Origin of the sequence: Anaerovibrio lipolyticus DSM 3074 (assembly GCF_900141865.1) — a bacterium.
GTDB classification, from domain to species: domain Bacteria; phylum Bacillota; class Negativicutes; order Selenomonadales; family Selenomonadaceae; genus Anaerovibrio; species Anaerovibrio lipolyticus.
In genome coordinates, this window is sequence record NZ_FQYW01000006.1 from 88,838 (window position 1) to 110,712 (window position 21,875).

At 45.6% G+C, this 21,875-nt stretch carries 19 protein-coding genes and 1 other annotated feature; of the genes, 3 read left to right on the forward strand and 16 right to left on the reverse strand.

Translation table 11 applies throughout. The annotated features are described in order from the left end of the window. Positions 1-70: 70 nt before the first annotated feature. The 4 genes from B6K08_RS03605 to B6K08_RS03620 form a co-directional block, all read right to left on the reverse strand. The gene (locus B6K08_RS03605) at positions 71-799 is read right to left on the reverse strand and encodes an MIP/aquaporin family protein (RefSeq protein ID WP_027397268.1); all 729 of its coding nucleotides are present in this window, start codon (positions 797-799) and stop codon (positions 71-73) included. 141 nt (positions 800-940) lie between these two features. Beyond that, on the reverse strand, positions 941-2,440 hold the full coding sequence (gene glpK, locus B6K08_RS03610) for a glycerol kinase GlpK (RefSeq protein WP_080325408.1): 1,500 nt from the start codon (positions 2,438-2,440) through the stop codon (positions 941-943). 541 nt (positions 2,441-2,981) lie between these two features. Further along, positions 2,982-6,758 carry a phosphoribosylformylglycinamidine synthase gene (locus B6K08_RS03615; RefSeq protein ID WP_080325409.1) on the reverse strand — a complete coding sequence of 1,259 codons (3,777 nt, stop codon included), beginning with the start codon at positions 6,756-6,758 and terminating at the stop codon, positions 2,982-2,984. Positions 6,759-6,794: 36 nt separating this feature from the next. Further along, positions 6,795-7,271: a NanQ anomerase/TabA/YiaL family protein gene (locus B6K08_RS03620; protein ID WP_039210742.1), complete on the reverse strand. Its 477-nt coding sequence runs from the start codon at positions 7,269-7,271 to the stop codon at positions 6,795-6,797. A gap of 175 nt (positions 7,272-7,446) precedes the next feature. After that, positions 7,447-7,672: a binding site (T-box leader), on the forward strand. A 49-nt stretch (positions 7,673-7,721) separates the two neighbouring features. Here B6K08_RS03620 and B6K08_RS03625 point away from each other — a divergent pair. From B6K08_RS03625 to B6K08_RS03635, 3 genes are all read left to right on the forward strand, one after another. Further along, a complete protein-coding gene (locus B6K08_RS03625) occupies positions 7,722-8,201 on the forward strand; it encodes an Lrp/AsnC family transcriptional regulator (protein ID WP_027397264.1) in 480 nt (159 codons plus the stop codon). Then, positions 8,198-9,367, forward strand: a complete 1,170-nt coding sequence (locus B6K08_RS03630) for an aminotransferase class I/II-fold pyridoxal phosphate-dependent enzyme (protein WP_039210740.1) — start codon at positions 8,198-8,200, stop codon at positions 9,365-9,367. The genes B6K08_RS03625 and B6K08_RS03630 overlap by 4 nt, the downstream gene beginning before the upstream one ends. 266 nt (positions 9,368-9,633) lie before the next feature. Continuing rightward, positions 9,634-11,409, forward strand: coding sequence for a prolyl oligopeptidase family serine peptidase (locus B6K08_RS03635; protein ID WP_159446679.1), 1,776 nt, complete (start codon positions 9,634-9,636; stop codon positions 11,407-11,409). 236 nt (positions 11,410-11,645) lie between these two features. On the opposite strand, the gene B6K08_RS03640 is transcribed toward B6K08_RS03635, so the two are convergent. From B6K08_RS03640 to B6K08_RS03695, 12 genes are all read right to left on the reverse strand, one after another. Next, a complete protein-coding gene (locus B6K08_RS03640) occupies positions 11,646-11,909 on the reverse strand; it encodes a late competence development ComFB family protein (protein WP_039210738.1) in 264 nt (87 codons plus the stop codon). Between the two features lie 265 nt (positions 11,910-12,174). Then, positions 12,175-13,623, reverse strand: coding sequence for an NADH-quinone oxidoreductase subunit N (locus B6K08_RS03645; RefSeq protein ID WP_039210735.1), 1,449 nt, complete (start codon positions 13,621-13,623; stop codon positions 12,175-12,177). Beyond that, positions 13,623-15,158: a complex I subunit 4 family protein gene (locus tag B6K08_RS03650; RefSeq protein ID WP_080325410.1), complete on the reverse strand. Its 1,536-nt coding sequence runs from the start codon at positions 15,156-15,158 to the stop codon at positions 13,623-13,625. The genes B6K08_RS03645 and B6K08_RS03650 overlap by 1 nt, the downstream gene beginning before the upstream one ends. Next, positions 15,158-17,056, reverse strand: coding sequence for an NADH-quinone oxidoreductase subunit L (nuoL, locus tag B6K08_RS03655; RefSeq protein WP_039210729.1), 1,899 nt, complete (start codon positions 17,054-17,056; stop codon positions 15,158-15,160). The genes B6K08_RS03650 and nuoL overlap by 1 nt, the downstream gene beginning before the upstream one ends. 13 nt (positions 17,057-17,069) lie before the next feature. Continuing rightward, positions 17,070-17,381, reverse strand: coding sequence for an NADH-quinone oxidoreductase subunit NuoK (gene nuoK, locus B6K08_RS03660; protein ID WP_027397258.1), 312 nt, complete (start codon positions 17,379-17,381; stop codon positions 17,070-17,072). Then, entirely contained in the window at positions 17,378-17,881 is a 504-nt protein-coding gene (locus B6K08_RS03665; protein WP_039210726.1) for an NADH-quinone oxidoreductase subunit J family protein, read from the reverse strand. The genes nuoK and B6K08_RS03665 overlap by 4 nt, the downstream gene beginning before the upstream one ends. Continuing rightward, positions 17,874-18,281, reverse strand: coding sequence for a NuoI/complex I 23 kDa subunit family protein (locus B6K08_RS03670; RefSeq protein ID WP_039210724.1), 408 nt, complete (start codon positions 18,279-18,281; stop codon positions 17,874-17,876). Before B6K08_RS03670 ends, B6K08_RS03665 begins: the two co-directional genes overlap by 8 nt. Before the next feature lie 14 nt (positions 18,282-18,295). Then, on the reverse strand, positions 18,296-19,333 hold the full coding sequence (nuoH, locus tag B6K08_RS03675) for an NADH-quinone oxidoreductase subunit NuoH (RefSeq protein WP_080325411.1): 1,038 nt from the start codon (positions 19,331-19,333) through the stop codon (positions 18,296-18,298). 21 nt (positions 19,334-19,354) lie between these two features. Then, complete coding sequence (locus B6K08_RS03680) at positions 19,355-20,452, reverse strand: NADH-quinone oxidoreductase subunit D (protein ID WP_039210719.1); 1,098 nt, start codon at positions 20,450-20,452, stop codon at positions 19,355-19,357. Further along, complete coding sequence (locus B6K08_RS03685) at positions 20,425-20,925, reverse strand: NADH-quinone oxidoreductase subunit C (RefSeq protein ID WP_039210717.1); 501 nt, start codon at positions 20,923-20,925, stop codon at positions 20,425-20,427. Before B6K08_RS03685 ends, B6K08_RS03680 begins: the two co-directional genes overlap by 28 nt. A 1-nt stretch (position 20,926) precedes the next feature. Beyond that, positions 20,927-21,499 (reverse strand): NADH-quinone oxidoreductase subunit B, encoded by a 573-nt coding sequence (locus B6K08_RS03690; protein ID WP_080325412.1) that lies wholly within the window; start codon positions 21,497-21,499, stop codon positions 20,927-20,929. Continuing rightward, on the reverse strand, positions 21,490-21,843 hold the full coding sequence (locus tag B6K08_RS03695) for an NADH-quinone oxidoreductase subunit A (protein WP_027397252.1): 354 nt from the start codon (positions 21,841-21,843) through the stop codon (positions 21,490-21,492). Before B6K08_RS03695 ends, B6K08_RS03690 begins: the two co-directional genes overlap by 10 nt. Positions 21,844-21,875: the final 32 nt, after the last annotated feature.

Here is a 21,875-nt window from a genome sequence, read left to right on the forward strand (position 1 = left end):
TAATAAAAGCATCCCCACCCATGAAGTCACAAGTGGGGATGTTTAATTAACTTAACCTAGCAAAATGCTATCAGATAATACCGAGAGCGCTGGATACAACATAAGCTGCAACACCACCGCAAAGAGGAGCTACTACTGGAACCCAAGCATAACCCCAGTTGCCGTCGCCCTTGTCAGGAATTGGCAGGATTGCATGAGCAATTCTTGGACCAAGGTCACGAGCTGCGTTCATTGCATAACCAGTGCAACCACCAAGGGAAAGACCAAGAGCCCAGATCAAGCAACCTACGAGATAAGGACCAAAGCCAGGAGCAAGGCCGATGGAGCCCTGTACGCCCTTGGAGAAGATACACCAGATACCAAACATCAGGAAGAAGGTAGCGATAAACTCGCCTAAGAATCCAGTCATCTGGTTACCACAAGCATTAGCAGTGGAGAATACACCAAGCTTGCTGCCTTCAGTCTCTGCCCAATGTGGGAGATATGCCAGGTAAACAATGATTGCACCGAGGATACCACCGAGAATCTGAACGATGGAAGTAGCAGCGAACTGATCCCAAGTGTAAACACCAGCCAAAGTCTTAGCGATAGTAACGGAAGGGTTGATATCTGCCTGAGGAGCACCGAGAGCTACAGAGGTGTAAACACCCATTACAACTGCAAAACACCATCCAGTGGTTGTGCAGATCCAGCCGCCACCGCGACCATAACACTTAGCCAAAGTCATGTTTGCGTTAACACCGCAACCAAATACCATCAGTACCATAGTGCCGACGAACTCGCCTAACAAATTATCCATTTTCTTATCCCTCTTCTTTCAAAAAAATAATAAAAATAATTGCTACAATTCATATCCAGTACCAGCCCTGGATGGGGCCGGTACCAGAAATTGAATTCTTAAAAAATGAACAACTTAACTTAAGAAACTAATCTTTTTTGATTAGTCCTCATCCAGCCAATGCATGGAGTGCTTAACAGCCTTCTGCCAGCCCTTGTAGAGCTTATCAGCTTCGGACTTATCCATTACTGGCTCGAAGCGAACATCCAACTTCCAAGCAGTCTTCAGTTCTTCCTTGTTGCTCCAAACGCCTACAGCAAGACCAGCGAGGTAAGCTGCACCAAGAGCAGTAGTCTCAATGATCTGAGGACGATCTACTGGAACGCCAAGGATATCAGCCTGGAACTGCATCATCAGATTGTTGGCAACAGCACCGCCATCAACCTTCAGGGAAGCCAGCTTAATGTTGGAATCTGCTTCCATTGCACCCAGAACATCTCTGGTCTGATATGCAAGAGAATCCAGAGTTGCACGAACGATATGTGCCTTGGTGGTACCACGGGTAATACCGATGATCATACCACGAGCGTTCTGATCCCAGTATGGAGCACCAAGACCTACAAATGCAGGAACGAGGTATACACCAGCAGTGTCACGAACCTTCTTGGCAACCCACTCAGAATCTGGAGCGGAATCAACCATGCGAACGCCGTCACGCAGCCACTGAATAGCGGAACCTGCTACGAAGATGGAACCCTCGAGAGCATACTCAACCTTGCCATCGAGACCCCAAGCGATAGTGGTTACCAGACCATTCTTGGAATCATAGATATCAGTACCAGTGTTCATCAGCATGAAGCAGCCAGTACCATAGGTGTTCTTAGCCATACCTGGCTCGAAGCAGTTCTGACCAAAGAGAGCAGCCTGCTGGTCACCTGCAGCACCTGCAACAGGAATAGCAGCACCCAAAATGGAAGGAACAGCCTCACCATACACACCAGAGGATGGACGAACCTCTGGAAGCATGCACTTAGGAACACCGAGATATCCGAGAAGTGCATCATCCCACTTCAGTTCCTTGATGTTGTACATCAAAGTACGGGAAGCGTTGGAATAATCAGTTACATGAGCCTTACCACCGGTCAGCTTCCAAATCAGCCAAGTATCGATAGTACCGAAGAGCAGTTCACCCTTCTCTGCGCGCTCACGAGTACCTGGTACATTCTCGAAAATCCAAGTAATCTTGGTACCAGAGAAATATGCATCGATAGTCAAACCAGTCTTGGACTTGAACTCCTCAGTGAGGCCCTTCTTCTTCAAGCCATCTGCGATATCAGCGGTCTGACGGGACTGCCATACAATTGCATTGTATACTGGACGACCAGTGTTCTTATCCCATACAACTGAAGTCTCGCGCTGGTTGGTGATACCGATAGCTGCGATGTCGCTAGCTGCGAGGCCACTCTGCTCCAGAGCTTCTTTCATAACAGTAGTCATGGTGCTCCAAATCTCATCTGCATCATGCTCAACCCAACCTGGCTGTGGGAATATCTGAGTGAACTCTTTCTGAGAAACACCTACGATCTTGGAGTTCTCATCAAAGATGATAGCTCTGTTACTAGTGGTACCTGCGTCTAACGCCATTACATACTTCTTTGCCATTTTAAAAAATCCCCCTCTAAAATTAAAATACGGCAGCCGATATAATCCCCGATTTATCGACTCATAAAAGGTGAAGTTAATTTTTTAGCCTGGCCTATCTCTCTGCAAGCAACTACATGATACCCGAATCAAAATGTTGCTCCAGCAATATGGTACCAACCATCACGGGTGCTATACCATTCACGACCTTTTCTCCTTGGTCTGGCAGCACATACAAGAATCCTCTCTTAAGGTACGGCGGCTAAACTCATATTACCAGGAGCAGTTGATAGATGGTTTCCTCTGCCATATTGGCATTCGGAACGCATCCAAGCCTATTAACTTTTTCCTCGCGTGTATATTTCGCCATAATAAACTAAATTCCTTCTTTCTTCTGAAAATTTTTAAAAAATTTTTTGAACAATTATTCTGAGCACTTGTAATCACTGATTTTACACTGAAAAAATAATTTTCAGGGAAGAAAAAATGTGCTTTCTGAAATCTCAACGAGATACCAGAAAGCACATTTGAAACTTTTTACATACAAGCTTTCAACTGTATTTTATTTGTAATAGGCTACTCCAGCCTCGAAGATCTGCTGATCCTGCTTGCCTGGAACATTCTTGGCAACACAGTCACCAATACGCTCAGAATGCCCCATTTTGCCCAGCACACGTCCATCAGGGCTTGTAATACCTTCGATGGCATTAACAGAGCCATTTGGATTAAATGGAATATCTGCTGAAGGAGCACCAGTAGAACCCACATACTGGGTGGCTATCTGACCGTTAATACGGAGCTTGCCCACAACAGCTTTGTCAGCTACAAAGCGACCCTCGCCATGGGAAACAGGAATGGTGAATATATCTCCCACCTTTACATTGTTAAACCACGGAGAAAGGTTTGACACAACCTTGGTGCGCACCATACATGATACATGTCGGCCAATCTGGTTATGAGTAAGGGTTGGGGAACTATCATTCAGATCACGAATTTCGCCATAAGGAACCAATCCTAATTTTATCAATGCCTGGAAACCATTACAGATACCCAGCATCAGACCGTCACGCTTCTGAAGAAGCTCATGGACTGCATCCTTTATGCGAGGATTGCGGAACATAGCTGCAATGAACTTACCAGAGCCATCCGGCTCATCACCGCCACTGAACCCACCAGGCAGCATCACAATCTGGGAATCCTTAATCCCCTTTACAATGGCCTCTACAGATTCCTCAACTGCAGAAGGAGTCAAGTTGCGAATAACCAAGGTTTGCGGATCGCCACCGGCCCTCTCGAAGGCCCTTGCAGAATCATACTCACAGTTAGTGCCAGGGAATACAGGAATAAAAATCTTTGGCTTGGCAATGGTAATCTGCTTCTTTATGCGGTTGCCGCTCTTATACAGGAACTCATTAACCGGCTTCTTGTCTATTTTTATCTTTGTTGGGAAAATCTTCTCCAATGGATTGGTATATGCTTTAAGGGCATCAGCCAAGGTAATAACCGCATTGCCACAAACAATACTGGTAACTGCTGTGGTTTCACCAAGTTCAATATAACGAACACCCTTGAGAGCTTCCTTCACATCAACATTATCTGCTAATTCCAGAATAATTCCGCCATAGTCTGCACGGAACAAATCCATCTTTTTCATATTGGCACTAAACTTAAAGCCAATATTGTTACCAAGACACATCTTTGTAATGGCAGCTGCCACACCGCCCATGCGAACACTGGAAGCAGCAAATACCTTCTTTTCGGCAATCATCTGGCTAATCTTGCTGTATGCCTTTTTCAGATATGTAAAGTCAGGCATCTCAAACTCATTACGAAGAGATTCAACATAATAAACCTTGTTGCCAACATACTTAAATTCAGGTGAAATGGCATTATCAGCCTTCATAACATCCACAGCAAAAGCCGTAAGTGTAGGAGGCACTGTCATATCCATAAAGGTACCAGACATGGAATCCTTACCGCCAATGGCAGGAATCTCAAACTGATGCTGTGCCCAAAGAGCACCTAAAAGGGCACTGAACGGCTTGCCCCACTTGGCAGCATCTCTGCCCAGACTTTCAAAATACTCCTGGAAGGTCATACGAATAGTATCAGCACGACCGCCCAGAGCCACCATCTTGGCCACAGCCTCCACTACAGCATACAAAGCACCATGGAACGGACTCCACTCCATAAGATATGGATTGTAACCATAGGTCATAGCAGTCGCTGTTGTAGTTTCAGCACCAAGAACAGGCAGCTTGGCCACCATACCTTCAGTAGGGGTTATCTGCTGGGTTCCTCCAAATGGCATAAGAACGGTATTGCCACCAATGGTGGAATCAAAGCGCTCAGCCAGCCCCTTCTGACTGCATACATTAAGGTCCTTTAAGTTTTCCAGCCAAGCCTTTTCTATATCAGAGCCCAAGGCCTCAATTTTCTTGGGCAGCCTTCTAAAGTAGCAATCTTCCTTGGCTGGAGCTGCCACCTCCACATCAATATGCTGCTTAACGCCATTGGTGTCCAGGAAGTCACGGCTGAGATTAACAATATTATTGCCACGCCATTTCATCACCAGACGTCTGTCGTCAGTAACCAGGGCAACAACTGTTGCTTCTAAATTTTCCTCATCGGCATATTTAATAAAATCGTCCACATTGCCGGCATCCAGAACCACTGCCATACGCTCCTGGGATTCGGAGATAGCCAATTCTGTACCGTCAAGGCCTTCATATTTTTTCTTTACGGAGTCAAGATTAATCACAAGGCCATCCGTCAGCTCACCGATAGCTACGGAAACACCGCCGGCACCAAAGTCATTGCACCGCTTAATCATCTTGCTCACAACAGGTATACGGAAAAGTCGCTGAATCTTTCTCTCTGTCGGAGGATTACCCTTCTGGACCTCTGCCCCGGCAGTGGTCAAAGACTCAGTGGTATGCTCCTTGGAAGAACCAGTTGCGCCGCCACAGCCATCGCGGCCGGTACGTCCACCTACCAGGACAACTACATCGCCCTTCTTTGGAACCTGACGAACTACGTTTACCTTTGGAGCAGCAGCAATAACGGCACCTATCTCCATGCGCTTGGCCATAAAGCCCTCATGGTAAACCTCAGCCACCTGGCCAGTGGCCAAACCAATCTGATTGCCATAAGAACTATAGCCTGCTGCGGCCCCCTGAGTGATCTTTTTCTGTGGCAGCTTACCCTTTATTGTCTCAGAAACAGGACGACGAGGATCAGCAGCACCGGTTACGCGCATAGCCTGATATACATAAGAGCGTCCTGAAAGAGGATCACGTATAGCACCGCCAAGACAGGTTGCAGCACCACCAAATGGCTCAATCTCTGTAGGATGGTTATGGGTCTCGTTTTTAAACATAACCAGCCATTCTTCGTTTTCGCCGCCAATATCCGCATTGACAACGATACTGCAAGCATTTATTTCCTCGGACTTATCCAAATCCTCCAGTTTTCCCTGCTGGCGAAGGACCTTCATACCGATAACAGCCAGATCCATGAGAGTAACGTCACGATCTTCATCACTGTATACCAGATTTCTGTCCTCCTGATACTGTCGATATGCCTGGGCTATAACTGGTGTATATGGTCCTTGTTCAATCCCCACTGAATCAATTGCAGTGGTAAAGGTGGTATGACGGCAATGATCGGACCAGTAAGTATCAATAACCCTAATTTCAGTAATGGTTGGATCACGATGCTCTATATCCCGGAAGTAATTCTGACAGAATTTCAGGTCCTCAAAGCTCATGGCAAAGCCACGATTATTCATGAAGGTTTTAAGTTCACTATCCGAAAGAGATGTAAAACCAGTAAGGACCTCAACATCTGCAGGAGCCTTCAGCTTCATTTCCAAGGACTCCGGCTTTTCCAGCTTGGCCTCACGGCTTTCCACTGCGTTAATATAATAATCCTTTATTTTGGCAAAAGTGGCATCATCGATGCTTCCCACCAGAACCACAACCCTTGCAGTTGCAATAATAGGGCGTTCCTTCTGGGTAACAAGCTGTACGCACTGAGCGGCAGAGTCAGCAGTCTGGTCATACTGTCCAGGCAGATATTCGGCAGCAAACATCCTGGAATTGGCAAACTCAGGAAGCTTCTCCTCGTATACTACATCAACAGGTGGTTCAGAAAATACCACAGATTTTACTGTAGCATATTCCTCATCACTAAGGCCCTCGATATCGTAGCGGTTAAACAACCGTACAGCTCTAAGATCAGTCAGGCGAAAACTCTCAATAAGGTCATCGCAAAGCTGCTGAGCCGGGATATCATAGAACCCCTGACGCTTCTCCACGTAAATTCTTCTTACAGTCATCAATCATGCCTCCAAAAACTTAATAAAAAAACAGCATCACTTTATGTAATCCACGGCAATCTTTACGACCACCTTGGTAACTGGTGCGAGTTTTCCATCTAAGGAACCGCAAGGACGATGTACGTCAGCAGGATAAAGAACAGCAAAGGTGCCCTCATCAAGCACTATACTGCTTCCTGGAACGAGCTTTTCATAAAACACTATATCTTTGTCAATATCATACGGGACCGCCTCTATGAGCTCAGGATTCAATGGACACCAGCCCAGCTCCTCCCTTCCCCTGACAACATACTGGATATCCACATATTGCCGATGGGCCTCCGGTTTGCCACTTTCGGGCAGTCTGGTACTATAACGCTGCAAAATTGCATAGCTGTTTTTACCATCAATGGGGTAAGTACCGTCTTTCATTTCATTGAAATTATGCTCGGCCAGGAAAAACAGAGCTTTTCGTATGGCCTCAGGGAACTTTGTAAAACCTGAACTTACTTCTTTGATTTTTCCAAGTACCAAAATAATCGACTCCTTTAACAAGCAGCGAAATTTATCCTTTTTTCATTGTACTCAAATATTCGCTTCAATGCAACGAAAGGAAGTAAACAATTCTACACCATTGGAAACAATATCAAGTACGACCTCTTGCAAAATGAAATTCAATGTGCTATAGTATGCAAAAGAATTTTAAATTGCAAAGGCAATGATTGAAAAAGTACGCTTACGAAATAATTCAGAGAGGCAATGTTTGGTGAAAATTGCTATTATTGATAAGCGGAAAGCTATTCATGAGCCGCAGATTATTATATCCCCCAAAGGGATAAAAATTCTGCCGTCAGCCAGCGATAATGGCAGCTTAAGTGGCTCTCTCCAGTAGAGCTAAATAAGGTGGTACCACGGGAATATGCCTCGTCCTTTTGTTGGACGGGGCTTTTTTTATTAACAATAACGTACAAAGGAGTATTTACAATGCGTGAACTTTTGGAGCTTTTAAAACATGATGCACGCCGCCCGGCCAAGGAGCTGGCATCAATGCTGAATATCAGCGAATACGAAGTTGAGGAAAAAATGGCCAAGCTGGAAAAGGATAAAATCATTCTCAGCTACAATACCCTCATCAACTGGGACAAAACCGGTGAAAATACCGTTACCTCCATTATCGAGGTAAACCTCACTCCACAGAGAGAGGTGGGCTTCGATGCCATTGCCGAGCGCATTTACCGCTTCGACGAGGTGCGCACTGTTTATCTCATGTCAGGTAGCTTTGATTTGCTGGTAATCATTGAAGGAAAATCCATGCAGGATGTGGCCAATTTCGTAGCCACCCGTCTGGCAACCATTGAGGGTGTAACCCAGACCCGCAGCCATTTCCTGCTGAAGCCATACAAGAAGGATGGCATTATCATTGATGACAAAGAAAAAGATCGTAGGTTGGTGATGAGTATATGACAAACTGGAATGACAGAATTTCACCTATAGTAAAAAGTGTGCCGCCTTCTGGTATAAGAAGATTCTTTGATATTGCTTCCGAAATGGAGGATGTTATTTCCCTTGGTGTTGGTGAGCCTGACTTCGTCACTCCATGGTCCATTCGTGAAAGCTGCGTATACGGGCTGGAGCAGGGCTACACATCATATACTGCCAATCGTGGTCTTATGGAGCTTCGTGAAGAAATTTGCTTCATGCATAAAAGACGTTTTGAGCTTGATTACAATCCAAAGACCGATGTACTCGTTACTGTAGGTGTAAGTGAAGCTCTGGATATTGCCATGCGTACCATTCTCTCCCCTGGAGATGAAATTCTCATTCCGGAGCCATGCTATGTTTCCTACAAAGCCTGTGCTACTCTGGCAGGTGGTATACCGGTGCCTGTACCAGCCAAGGCTGAAAACGATTTCCGCATCACCCCTGCTGATTTGGAGCCTCATGTATCTCCAAAGACCAAGGCTCTTCTTATTGGCTATCCAAACAACCCAACGGGAGCCATTCTTTCCAAGGAAGATTTGGAGGCTATTGCCCGCTTTGCCGTAAAGCATGACCTTATCGTAATTTCCGATGAGATATACGGTGACCTTACTTATGGGGACACCAAGCATGTATGCTTTGCCGGACTCCCCGAAATGAAGGACAGAACCATACTTCTAAATGGTTTTTCCAAGGCTTATGCCATGACTGGCTGGCGAATTGGCTACGCCCTGTCCAATCCTGACATCATTGCCGCCATGACCAAGATTCATCAGTATACCATGCTCTGTGCTCCAATCACTGCCCAGATTGCTGCTGTGGAGGCCCTGCGCCACGGTGAGAAATACATGAGAAAAATGGTATCAGAATACGACAAGCGCCGTCGTCTGATTTACGACGGACTCCAAAAGGCTGGTTTAAAATGCTTCGAGCCAAAGGGTGCCTTCTATATTTTCCCTGACATCACCTCCACTGGTCTTTCATCAGAGGAATTTGCCGAAAAAATCCTCATGCAGGAGCATGTGGCACTGGTACCTGGAAACGCCTTTGGTGAATGTGGCGAAGGCTTCGTAAGATGCTCCTACGCCACCTCCATAGAACAAATCTCCGAGGCCCTGGCCCGTATCGAGCATTTTGTAAATCATTTGTAATAAGCTACCTTTACACTAATAACATAAAAACATTCTTGTAAATATCCGCCGTCTATGCTATAGTTATGCCAATAGCATAGACGGCTGTGTAGGAGCCGTGCTGCATTGGCAGCAGAAAATCGACGTGGAAACCAATTAATGTTTCCCCCCTTTTAGGGAGCGTCGATTTTTTTATTGCCTAAAAAAAGTATGGAGGAAATAATATGCGAAAATATCAAAAATTTTTAGCTTCAGCTATAGCCTTGATTGGGACAGGAGTTTTTATAATGCCTAATCCCCTGCCGGTACAGGCAGCTGTTATTCATACCGAGGAAATTCAGTCAGCTATTAGCATTCAATCTATGCAGAAGGTTACGGCGGTGGCGCGGGTCTATGGCAATGGTGAGCATATTGCCGAAGCTATTTTGGAATACCCAACGGTACTGTTACCATCAGCCGTAAAGCCGTCGGATTTTATGGTGGAAGGCCAAGAAATTATCGCAGTAACAGTCAACAATAAACCAGAAATAACTGATAAAGGGAAGGCAGGGCGTTATGTCATCCTGCAATTTGTCAACCATAACAACGTCTTTGATGGTGATTTAAGCAAGAAGCCAGGACACCAGGCAAAACCAGCAGATGATAATAATGGCAAAGGTACAGATGCGCCACGACAATCCAACAGAAGGCTGCCAGATTTAACCTTGCATGTGCAGCAGGTACATCCCCTTACCGCTATTGATGGCACCACCTTTACCCCAGCGAATTTAGCGGCATCAGAAGTAAAGGAGCCAGACATAGAACTCTTCCAGCAAGATGAGTATACAGATGAGCAGATCGGTGCAACCATTCCCTATAATCTGTACTTGCCCAAAAACTACGATCCCCAGAAAAAATATCCCCTGCTGTTTTTCGTGGCCGATGCCAGTGCCAACATCAATGCAATAAAAACGCCGTTGTTTCAGGGAAATGGTGCCACCATCTGGGCAAGCGACAATGAACAGGCCAAGCACCAGTGCATTGTCCTGGCACCACAATACACCGCCGACTTGGTGGAGAAGCTGGGTATGATGACCACCGATGAAAACGTCTGGACACCCGGACTTACTCTTGTTACCAATTTGCTTAATTACGTAATTAACAAATACAGTGTAGACCAAAACCGTATATATGGCACCGGCCAATCACAGGGAGGTATGGCCAACATTGCCATCAGTGATAAATATCCTGATTTATTTGCTGCACAATGGCTGGTAGCTTGCCAATGGAATGTAGATGAAATGGCCGCCATGAAGGACAAGAAGCTTTGGATAACAGTATGCGAGGGGGATACCAAGGCCTTCCCCGGCATGAACGCTGCTACAAAACTTTGGGAATCCCTTGGCAGCAAGGTTTCACGAAACGAAACCTTCTGGGACAGTCATGCCGACATGACGGAAATCAATAATAAGGTCAAAGATATGGCAGCTGCCAAGGCACCAATAAATTATTCTGTTTTTGCCGATGGCAACCACATGTATACCTGGTCATTTTCTTATAATATCGAAGCCATCCGCGACTGGCTATTTCAGCAGAGCAAAGATGACGGGCAAGGGCAACACAGCTTGCTTGCCAAATCTTTACAGGATGCCGGCCTCACCGCCTACAAAGCCGGTGATTATAAAAAAGCACTGGAAAAATTCACAGCTGCCAACAACAAAGGACACATAAAGGCCTCCCGTTACATAGGCCTTTGCTACGAACACGGCTATGGCGTAAAAGCCAATCTCGAGGAAGCCGCCAAATGGTATGCCATTGCCGCCAAACGTGGCGATATTACAGGCACCTATTATTTAGGACGGCTTTTCGAAACCGGCAATGGTGTTCCCCAGGATTACCGCAAGGCTTTGACCCTATATCAAAAAGCCGCCCAGCGCGGTGACATTATTGCCGCCCCAGCCATGGTGGCTCTGGGGCATATGTATGAAAGTGGCCTTGGTGTAGAAAAAAATCTGCAAAAGGCCCAGGAATGGTACACAAAAGCAGCAGCCACCGGCTTTATAGGTGACCAAAATTTACAGTAATAGCTTTTCGTTGTTATATGGAAAATGTTCAGTAGCTCCATTAATTAATATACTATTCCGGCATTATCCTTTTTCTTCTGAATAAAATCGATTTTTTTCCAATTTACTGCATAACAAAAGCACTCAATCCACCTTAGGATAGAGTGCTCACTCACATAGCTATGTTTTTTATACCCACCTGATAACTCGCTAATTTATACCAAAAATTATTTACAGTATTAGAATACATTTGAACCTTAATGTCTTGGGTGTGCCTCCACCTGCTCAATGGCTGCAGCAATTTGTTTGACGATTTCCACTTCACTTTGGCTGTTAAAACATTCCACACGGGCAAAAACTTGTCCCTTGTCTGTTGATACATATTTAGGTGGCAAGTGATTAAGTGCCAAATTTACTATATCCGTTCTACAATTTTCACAAAAACAACATCCCGGATACTTAGGAATAAGCTCCTCAAGCTTATCCAGAACAAAGTCCTCCATGTAGTTCTTCAATACCATCCCGTTAATCCTCCCTGATTAAATTAGCCATCCCTTGGCTAAGACTAATATCAAAGCTGTTAGCAATTATCCACTAACCATGATTCTAACATTATACCAATATACAGGCAATGTATTATTAATATTTATTGCAAAATATACTGTATACATATTTAGACCAAAAAAATTTATCTAAAATTGAATTTAAAGCATAATAAAATAGGGTCCATGACAAGACACTTATCTCGTCACAGGCCCTATTTTTTTGTTATCAATTAATATGCTCTTATTGTAGGAAAGTATATGCAGCCAAATTCGTAAGCTCTGCCAGCTTCTCAGGCCATACACCAAAGAGAATAGTAGCGATGACGCTCAATACAGCGGCAGCCCTAACTGCACCGCTAATATGAAGCTCCTTGCCATCACCCTCAGCCAGATACATAGCCTTGGCTACCTGTAAATAGTAGTAAACGGAAATCATGGACATTATAAAGCCCACAAAGGCCAGCCACAAATACCCCTGATTTACTACAGCTGTAAAGAGATACAGTTTTCCGGCAAAGCCAGCTGTAGGAGGAATACCCGCCATGGACAGCAAGGAAATGGTCATGACAGCCGCCAGAACAGGAGCCGACTTGGCAAGCCCAGCCAATGACTTGTAATCAGATCCCCCACGCTGCTGTTCCACCACTGTAAGAGCCGTAAAGGCACCTACATTGGCAAATACGTACAGCATACCGTAGAACATTACAGCCTTCATGCCAGGATAATCCGCAGATACCATACCCACCATCATATAGCCTGCCTGAGCAATAGATGAATAGGCCAGCATACGCTTCACATCATTCTGACGGATAGCCATAATGTTACCACCAATCATACATACTGCAGACAGTACTGCCAAAATTGGCAGCCAGTAGAAGCCAATCAATGGGAAGGCCACATAGATTACCCGCATGAACACCGCAATCCCCGCAGCCTTGGAACCCATGGCCAGCATGGCCGTAATCGGTGTTGGTGCCCCCTGATATACATCAGGAGCCCACATGTGGAACGGAATAACTGACAGCTTGAAGAAGAAGCCAATCATTATCATAGTGGCTCCTGCAAGCCCTGCAGCGGTAAACAGATGCTGGTTGTGGAACATCTCATAAAACTGCACTGTGCCGGTAGAACCATATACCAAGCTGATACCATAAAGCATGATGGCCGTAGATACTGATCCAACCACCAGATACTTTACGGCAGCCTCAGAGGAATTCACGGAAGAAATCCTTGCACCAACCAAAATATAGAAGGAAATGGTCATAAGCTCCAGCCCAATGAAGGCAGTCAAGAAATCATTGGCAGAAGCAAGAACGCACATACCGAGAAGTGCTGTCATCAGGAGAGCATAAAACTCACCCTTGTAACGAAGCACCGTCTGCATATAATCCATGGAAAACAGCAACGTAAACACAGTGGCTACCATAAATAACTGTTTAAAGAACAAAGAATAGTTATCCACGATATACATCATATCCATGAAATATCTTGTAGTTGCTGAACCATCGGCCACAGCAGTTTCCGGTACATACATGGAAAACATATACAGAACCCATCCGGTTAGGGCAAATACCAGAACCCCACCAATGCTCTTGCGGGACTCATTCTTAGGTAATACCAGGTCCATAACAATAGCAAAAAGGCCAAGGACCAAAATGAAAATTTCTGTACTAATAGCTTCAAAATTCATTATCTGATCCCTCCTATGAACCCAGGTACTTCTGCGATGCGGTCAAGCAATGGCATCAGCTGCTCTGTACCGGAGCCAACCATCCCCATAAGAACCTGTGGGAATATACCAAAGCCAACCAGTGCAATACCCAGAATTACCAGTGGCATCATCTCCACGCCTCTGGCATCCTTATATCTGTCAAACTTGGAATCCCTTGGTCCAAACAGCACCTTCGCCAATACACGCAGGGTGTAAAGAGCGGTGAAGATTATACCGGAAATTGCCAGAATAGCAAAAACAGGATATACGCTGAAGGAACCGACGAAAATTGTAAACTCCGGAATGAAGCCGATGAGACCTGGCAGCCCCAAAGATGCCATACCAGCCAGCATAAAGCCGGTGGCTACACGAGGCATCTGATGAGCCAGACCACGGAGCTCAGTAACGCTTCTCATATGAGTCTTTTCATATACAAAGCCAATCATGGAGAAGAACAGGGCACTCATTACACCATGAGCCACCATGTTGGCCACAGCACCGCTTACAGATACCACATTAAGGCAAGCAAAACCAAGAAGAACATAACCCATGTGTGATACAGAGGAATAACCGATTACATACTTCAAATCCTTTTGAGCAAGTGCTATATATGCGGCATACATTACATTTATGATGGCCAGAGCCGCAATAACCGGAGCCCAGAATCTGGCACCCAATGGAAGCACCAGAAGACCAAGACGGATAAGACCATAGCCACCGATTTTCTTAAGCACGCCAGCATGAATCATAGAAACCGCAGTTGGTGCACCAGCATAACCATCTGGAGACCATCTGTGGAAAGGGAACATGGAAAGCAGTGAACCAAAGCCCAGGAGCAGCAACAAGAAGGCAAAAATCTGGAATTCCTCACTGAGGAGACCATTCTGACCTGCCACAGCCAATGCCTGCATATCAAAGGTTCTGAAGCCAACCACATCACCCACAGTAAGATAAAGGGCAACTACACCCACCAGCATAAAAGCAGATCCCATCAAAAGATAAATGGTGAGCTTCATACCAGCATATTCCTTTGAAACCCTCTTGGTGGAGCCCCAAATAATTACCATGATGTAAATTGGAATAACCACTACCTCATAGCAAAGGAGGAATATAAACAGATCGGTTGCAATAAAGGTACCCGTTACACCTGCAATGAGAATCATCAGCAGAATGTAAAATTCCTTTGGGCGATTGGTAATATTCCAGGAGCTGTACACTGCCGCCAACCCAATGAGATCTGTGAGCAACAGCATAGGAAGGGAAATCCCATCTACACCTAATGCGTAGTGAACACCTAAATCCTTAATCCAGGGAATACTTTCGGTAAACTGCATGCCCCCTGCTGTCATATCATAGCTAAAGAAAGCATACAAGGTAAGAGCCAATGCCACAGTCATGGCTGAAGCAGCAATAACCCTTACGGACTGTGCTGCCTTTGGAGAGACAAAGCACAGAATTACAGCAGCGCAGATAGGTGCCAGCAGGACTGCTGATAACAAAGGAAAGCTAGTCATTACAATGCACCTCCCAGAACTGCCAAAAAGTAGAGGCTATAAGCCACAAGGATTACCACACCACAGATGAAGACCCCGGAATAATGCTGGGCCTGTCCATTTTGTGCCTTGCTTAAAATCCAGCTGATGCCCCCTACCAGATGAGCCAGACCGTTGACAATGCCATCAACGATGTAGATATCAATCCAGTAGAATACCTTGGCAACGCCATCTACAAATACCTTGATAAGGGCTTCATAGATTTCGTCAATATAGAATTTGTTATAGCTTAATTTGTAAAGAATACCCGTTTTCTCCGCTATTGTATCGGAGCTCCAACGCTTGGCCACATAAATGTTCCATGCAATGCCGAAAGCAATGAAGGAAAGAATAGTGGAGGAAACAGCAATAGTCATATCAATACCGGCTTCATGAGGATGGCCGAAGCGTACCCACTCCCCAAAGCCCTCCAGATGCCCCCAAAGACCACTGACAACTGCCAAGGCTGCCAAAACAATCAATGGGAACAGCATAAACTTTGATGGTTCATGGGCATGCTCATAAGATTCCTCGTTGGCAGGGTCAGCACAGAAGGTTACAAACAGCAGACGGGCCATATAGAAGGCCGTCATAAAAGCTGTTAAAGTAGCCAGCACATAAAGAGGTGTGCTCACCTGAGCTGCAGCCAGCAGGATTTCATCCTTGGAGAAGAAGCCTGCAAAAGGCGGGATACCGGCAATAGCCAACACACCAATGGTCATGGTGGCAAAGGTTATCGGCATCTTCTTTCTCAGGCCGCCCATTTTAAAGATATTTGCCTCATCCGCCATGGCGTGCATTACTGCACCAGCACAGAGGAATAACAGTGCTTTAAAGAAAGCATGGGTCATCAAGTGGAAGAAGGAGGCAGTAAGGGAACCAACTCCCAGAGCCAACATCATGTAGCCCAGCTGACTTATAGTGGAATATGCCAAAATACGCTTTATGGCAGTCTGGGTAAAGGCTATGCTGGCAGCAAAGAAGGCTGTGAAGCCGCCCACCCAGGCTATAACATTCATAACACAAGGCAGCTCGGTGAACATGAAGAAGGCACGTCCTACCAAATATACACCGGCAACAACCATGGTTGCTGCATGAATCAGTGCAGATACAGGAGTAGGACCCTCCATGGCATCAGGCAGCCACACATGAAGTGGGAACTGACCAGATTTGCCAATAGGACCAACAAATACCAGCAGGGCAATGACTGTCATCAAGCCAGTGCCAGCCATAGAAATGTAGGCTGGAATTATCTCCCTAAGCTCCATGAAATCAAGAGTTCCAAAGTTAATCTGTAACAGGAGAATACCAAGGAGCAAGCCAAAGTCACCCACACGGGTAGTCATAAAGGCCTTCTTGGCAGCTTCCCTTGCAGAAACCTTGTAATAATAGAAACCGATTAACAGATAGGAGCAAAGACCAACCAGCTCCCAGAATACATACATCTGAAGGAAGTTTACTGCCAATACCAGTCCCAGCATGGAAGCGGCAAACAGCGAAAGGAATGCAAAGAACCGTCCGTAGCCCTTATCCCCTTTCATATATCCCACAGAATATATCTGAACCAGCAATGATACTGTGGAAACCACCATCAGCATCATGGCCGTCAGCGGATCAATAAGAACACCCATGGAAATGCTGACGCTACCAATATGCATCCAGTTCAACTGCTGCACAAAAGGCTGCTCAACACTGATTCCATAATTTACCAAGGCATAGGTAACACCGGAGGAAAGCAAAAAGCTAATAAAGCTCATGCAAACAGCAATAGCTGCTGACAGCTTTCCGTAGGAGCGGGTTATCATGCCAATAATGACAAAGGCCATTGCCGGTAACAGAGGAATCAGCCAGGCATGTTCAAGTGCAAAATCATAAAACATCTTAAACTCCCCCTTATCCCTTCATATTATCCAGCTCATCCACATTGATAGTTAATCTGTCATTGTAGATGCGATAAGCCAGCGCCACACCAATTGCCACCTCAGCTACGCCCACGGTAATGGCAAAAACTGTCATCAGCTGACCTGTCAGGTCTGAAACAACAGTGAAGCGGTTGAAGGCAACAAAATTGATATTTACGGCATTAAGCATAAGCTCAATACCCATGAGAATTGCAATAATATTACGCTTTGCCAGCGCTCCGTAAAGGCCAATGGAAAACAGCATTGCAGCCAGGAGCAGGCAATGACCCAATCCGATACTCATGCTTCTCCATCCCCCTTCGCCAAGATAATAGCTCCCACAAGGGCAGCCAACAGCAGCGTTGCTGCAATTTCAAATGGCAGGATATACTTGTTCAGCATCATATCCGCCAGTTCGTTGACAGTATCAGGAGAAACGTAGCCACCGGCAGGAGCTGGTGTAGAAATCACCACACCAATCATCACCAGAACAAACAGTCCCGCACCGCCTAATGCCAGAATTGTGTTGTTGTTAAATGGGTTCCCCGGAGGTCCGTCATGACGCTTGGTAAGCATGACACCCATTACCACCAGAATTGCTACACCACCGGAGTACAGCATAAACTCCATGGCCCCCAGAAAATCAGCATCCAGATAAAAGAACAGCATACCAACACCGATAAAGCAGGCAGTCATCAAAAGTGCGCTGTGAACCAGATTACGGCTCATTACAACCCCCAAAGCTGTACCCAAAATCACCATGGCCATTGCGTAGAACACCAGGGTACTAATCATTTCATTCATTATTACCCCTCCTGTTCCGAGCCTCTACCAATGCATCATAGGTCATGTCCTCCTTGAAATAAGAAGCGAATTCATAGTTCTTATCCCAAGTAATTGCCTTGGTAGGACATGCCTCAATGCACAAATCACAATACATACAACGGCCAATCTGGTGAATATAGGATTCCATGTGACGTTTTTTATTTTCGTCCACGGACACCGTAAGATCCAGTGCCGCATTTGGACAGCCTATGGCACACAGCTTGCAGCCGATACATTTTTCTTCATCAAATGCCAGATGACCACCACGGAAGCGTTCAGTCATTGGCAGCTTTTCTTCAGGATAATAAACGGTTTCCTTCTTGCCAAACCAGTGGCCCCAGGTAACCTTCATTCCTGTAATAAGTCCTTTGCCCCACATAATGAAGCCTCCTATCACATTACATTGTAAACATAGATACCAACACCAGTCAGCAGTACGTTAATAAGAGCGATTGGCAGCAGCACCTTCCAGCCGAAGGACAGCATGCTGTCCACTCTGGCACGAGGGAAGGTCCAACCCACCCACTGATAAAACAGTACACATAAAAGGGTCTTTATCCAGAACCAGCAGAATCCCGGCAGGAAATCAGGGCCGTGCCAGCCTCCCAGGAACAGGGTCGTGGTTAAAATACCAATGCACATGAGATTTGAAAACTCAGCCAGGAAAAACAGAGCCCAGCGCATACCAGTATACTCCGTAAACGGACCGGCAATAATCTCAGATTCACCCTCTACAATGTTGAACGGAGGACGGTTGCTCTCTACAAGAGCAGTAACAATATAAATGAGGAATGCCAATGGCTGCAGCACGATAAACCAAACGTCGCTTTGAGCCTCCACAATGGCACTCATTTTCAAAGAACCAGTAATCATTACGATACCCATAAGGGCGAATACCATAGGTACCTCATAGCCCAGCATCTGAGCTACAGTACGCATACCACCTATCAGGGAGTATTTGCTGTTTGAGGAGTAGCCGCCCATGAGAAATGGCAAAATGGTCTGGGAAGTTATGGCAATAAGCAGGAACAAGCCCACATTAACATCTGCCAATATAACGCCATCATCAAATGGGAAGAAGGCATAAATCAATGCAGATGGTACCAACAAAAGGATTGGGGATAACACCCAAAGCCACTTATCAATACCACGTGGAACAATGTCCTCCTTGTCCATCAGCTTAAGCATATCTGCCACAGACTGAAGCAAACCACCGGGACCTACCCGGTTTGGTCCGATACGAACCTGGATAAATGCGCAGATTTTTCTTTCTCCAAGGGTAAATACCAAGGCTGAGGTAGCCATAATCAAAAGGAGAATCGTTGCGCATATTATCGTCATAAGAAGATCTACTAAAATAGGAACGCCTATCAATGACGTCAGAATTTCTCTAAGGGACTGCCCCAAAGAGTAAAGAATTCCGCTATGCATATTTCCACCTGCCTATCTGTATTAACAATCTACCTCGCCCATGAGAGGGTCAATGGTAGCAAATGCTGTAACGGCATCAGCCAGCAGCATTCCCTTACACATGGTGTCCAGCGCCTGAAGATTTACAAAGGATGGACGACGGATGTGAACACGGTACGGCTTGGTGGAGCCATCACTTACAATATAGAAGCCAAGCTCACCACGGGTATTTTCCACGCGATGATATGCATCGCCCTTAGGTGGACGCAGAACCTTTGGCACCTTGGCCATATAAGGTCCCTCTGGCATATTATCCAGTGCCTGCTGAATAATCTTTGCACTTTCAGCGATTTCCTTCATGCGAATCATGTAACGGTCCCAGTTATCGCCACGCTTGCCCAAAGGTACGTCAAAATCAAATTTGCCATAGGCACCATACTTATCGATCTTGCGGATATCATAATCCACACCGCTGGCTCTGATATTCGGGCCGGACATGCCAAACTTCAGGGCCATTTCCTTAGTTATAATGGAAGTCTTTTTCATACGGGCCTGGAAAATTTCATTGCCACTGAACAGTTTATTGTACTCATCCAGCATTTCCGGCACATAATCAATGAACTTTTGGGTATCCCTTAAAAATTCATCCTGGGCATCAGCTGCCACACCGCCAATACGAATGTAGTGGGCTGTCATGCGTGCGCCACAGATAATATTAAATAAATCCAGAATCTTTTCTCTGTCACGGAACGCGTAAATCATACCAGTGGCAGAACCAAGGTCATTGGTCAAAGAACCGATAAATACATGGTGACTGGCAATTCTGTTAAGCTCAGCACAAATTACCCTTATGAACTCTGCACGCTCAGGCACCTCAATCCCCGCCAGCTTTTCCACAGCCATACAAAAGCCAAGGTTATTATTCATGGCGGACACATAATCCAGTCTGTCGGTAAATGGGACACACTGAACATAAGTGCGGGATTCCATCAGCTTTTCAATACCACGATGGAGGTAACCCATTACAGGCTTTGCGCCAACGATATTTTCACCGTCAAGCTCCACCTGAACCTGAAGTACACCATGGGTACTTGGATGCTGAGGTCCCATGTTTAAGACATACTTCTCTGTTTGTGCCATGTCAGCACTCCTCCTTCGATTCTAGGCTCCAGAGGTACAAAATCCTTTCTTAAAGGATGTGCCTCATAGTTATCCGGCATCAGAATACGACGAAGATCCGGATGGTGCAAGAATTTAACTCCCATGAGATCATAGGTCTCCCTTTCCTCAAAATTGGTGCCTTCCCAAATCTGAGTCATGGATTCCACCTCTGGGTTATCCCTGTCAAGCTTTACCTTTACTGTAACCCACTTGTCATAACGGCGGGAATAAAGACTATATACCATTTCAATATATTCCTTATAATCCACTGCCGTCAGCATACCCATACGGTCGAAGGAATAGGTAGGAGTCTCCCTCAATACCCGCATAAGCTCCAAGAGCTGTTCCTTACCAATATACAGGGCTGGCTCAGCCTGCTCTGTATCATATTCAGCTGTATCAAACTGGGCCTTCAAAAGCTCCAGCTTCTCTAATTCAAAATAAGTTCCCATATTATTCCGCCCTTTCTTCCACATTGCGTACAGGACGGGTCATCAGTTCCAGATTAGCTCTGCTGAGAGCCTTGGCATCCGCGGCATCGCGGCCCAGCTCAGGATGACGAATCAGCTTTTTCAGCTTAAGCATAGCATCAATAAGAGCCTCTGGTCTTGGAGGACAACCAGGCAGATATACATCCACCGGCATAATTTTGTCCAGCCCCGTCACCACCGAATAGGAATCTGCGAAAGGTCCGCCACCGATATTACAGTTGCCCATGGCAATAACATACTTTGGCTCAGGCATCTCCTCGTAGAGACGAATAAGCGGTGGTGTCATCTTCCATGTTAAGGTTCCTGCAACGATAAGAAGGTCAGACTGGCGAGGACAGGAACGAAATACCTCGTAACCAAAACGTGCCAAGTCAAATCTGGAAGCAGCAGCACACATCATTTCAATGGAGCAGCAGGCCAGACCAGATGACAACGGCCAAATGGAGTTGGATTTACCCCATTTAAAAAGTGCATCCACGCTGGTAACAATAACATTATTTTTCAGCTCAGGTGGCACGATATCTACTATTTCCATGAGAGCGCCCCCTTCTTCCACGCATACCAGAGACCTATTGTTAATATCCCCACAAACACCAGCATTTCCACCAGTGCAAAAAGGCCCAGCTGGCTGTATTTTACAGCCCATGGATAAAGGAATACTGTCTCAACATCAAACAGCAGAAAGACAAGTGCGTACATAAAATAGCCTATATGAAACTGCACATTGTTCTTTCCAATGGTATTTACACCACATTCATAGGGGATATCTTTTTCATTGGTTGGTTGTTTAGGCTGAATAATATTGGCAATAATAATTGGCGCAATAGGAAAGCCCAAAGCCATGATGAAAAAAATTCCCAGTGTTGCATAACCATCCATATAAACCCCTCCTTAACCCCTTTATGCGTTTT

Excerpts from the sequence above, each read along its gene's own strand:
- B6K08_RS03605 (WP_027397268.1), bottom strand. The coding sequence starts at position 799 with ATGGATAATTTGTTAGGCGAGTTCGTCGGCACTATGGTACTGATGGTA.
- glpK (WP_080325408.1), bottom strand. The coding sequence starts at position 2,440 with ATGGCAAAGAAGTATGTAATGGCGTTAGACGCAGGTACCACTAGTAAC.
- B6K08_RS03615 (WP_080325409.1), bottom strand. The coding sequence starts at position 6,758 with ATGACTGTAAGAAGAATTTACGTGGAGAAGCGTCAGGGGTTCTATGAT.
- B6K08_RS03625 (WP_027397264.1), top strand. The coding sequence starts at position 7,722 with ATGCGTGAACTTTTGGAGCTTTTAAAACATGATGCACGCCGCCCGGCC.
- B6K08_RS03630 (WP_039210740.1), top strand. The coding sequence starts at position 8,198 with ATGACAAACTGGAATGACAGAATTTCACCTATAGTAAAAAGTGTGCCG.
- B6K08_RS03635 (WP_159446679.1), top strand. The coding sequence starts at position 9,634 with ATGCCTAATCCCCTGCCGGTACAGGCAGCTGTTATTCATACCGAGGAA.
- B6K08_RS03640 (WP_039210738.1), bottom strand. The coding sequence starts at position 11,909 with ATGGTATTGAAGAACTACATGGAGGACTTTGTTCTGGATAAGCTTGAG.
- B6K08_RS03645 (WP_039210735.1), bottom strand. The coding sequence starts at position 13,623 with ATGAATTTTGAAGCTATTAGTACAGAAATTTTCATTTTGGTCCTTGGC.
- B6K08_RS03650 (WP_080325410.1), bottom strand. The coding sequence starts at position 15,158 with ATGACTAGCTTTCCTTTGTTATCAGCAGTCCTGCTGGCACCTATCTGC.
- nuoL (WP_039210729.1), bottom strand. The coding sequence starts at position 17,056 with ATGTTTTATGATTTTGCACTTGAACATGCCTGGCTGATTCCTCTGTTA.
- nuoK (WP_027397258.1), bottom strand. The coding sequence starts at position 17,381 with ATGAGTATCGGATTGGGTCATTGCCTGCTCCTGGCTGCAATGCTGTTT.
- B6K08_RS03665 (WP_039210726.1), bottom strand. The coding sequence starts at position 17,881 with ATGAATGAAATGATTAGTACCCTGGTGTTCTACGCAATGGCCATGGTG.
- B6K08_RS03670 (WP_039210724.1), bottom strand. The coding sequence starts at position 18,281 with ATGTGGGGCAAAGGACTTATTACAGGAATGAAGGTTACCTGGGGCCAC.
- nuoH (WP_080325411.1), bottom strand. The coding sequence starts at position 19,333 with ATGCATAGCGGAATTCTTTACTCTTTGGGGCAGTCCCTTAGAGAAATT.
- B6K08_RS03680 (WP_039210719.1), bottom strand. The coding sequence starts at position 20,452 with ATGGCACAAACAGAGAAGTATGTCTTAAACATGGGACCTCAGCATCCA.
- B6K08_RS03685 (WP_039210717.1), bottom strand. The coding sequence starts at position 20,925 with ATGGGAACTTATTTTGAATTAGAGAAGCTGGAGCTTTTGAAGGCCCAG.
- B6K08_RS03690 (WP_080325412.1), bottom strand. The coding sequence starts at position 21,499 with ATGGAAATAGTAGATATCGTGCCACCTGAGCTGAAAAATAATGTTATT.
- B6K08_RS03695 (WP_027397252.1), bottom strand. The coding sequence starts at position 21,843 with ATGGATGGTTATGCAACACTGGGAATTTTTTTCATCATGGCTTTGGGC.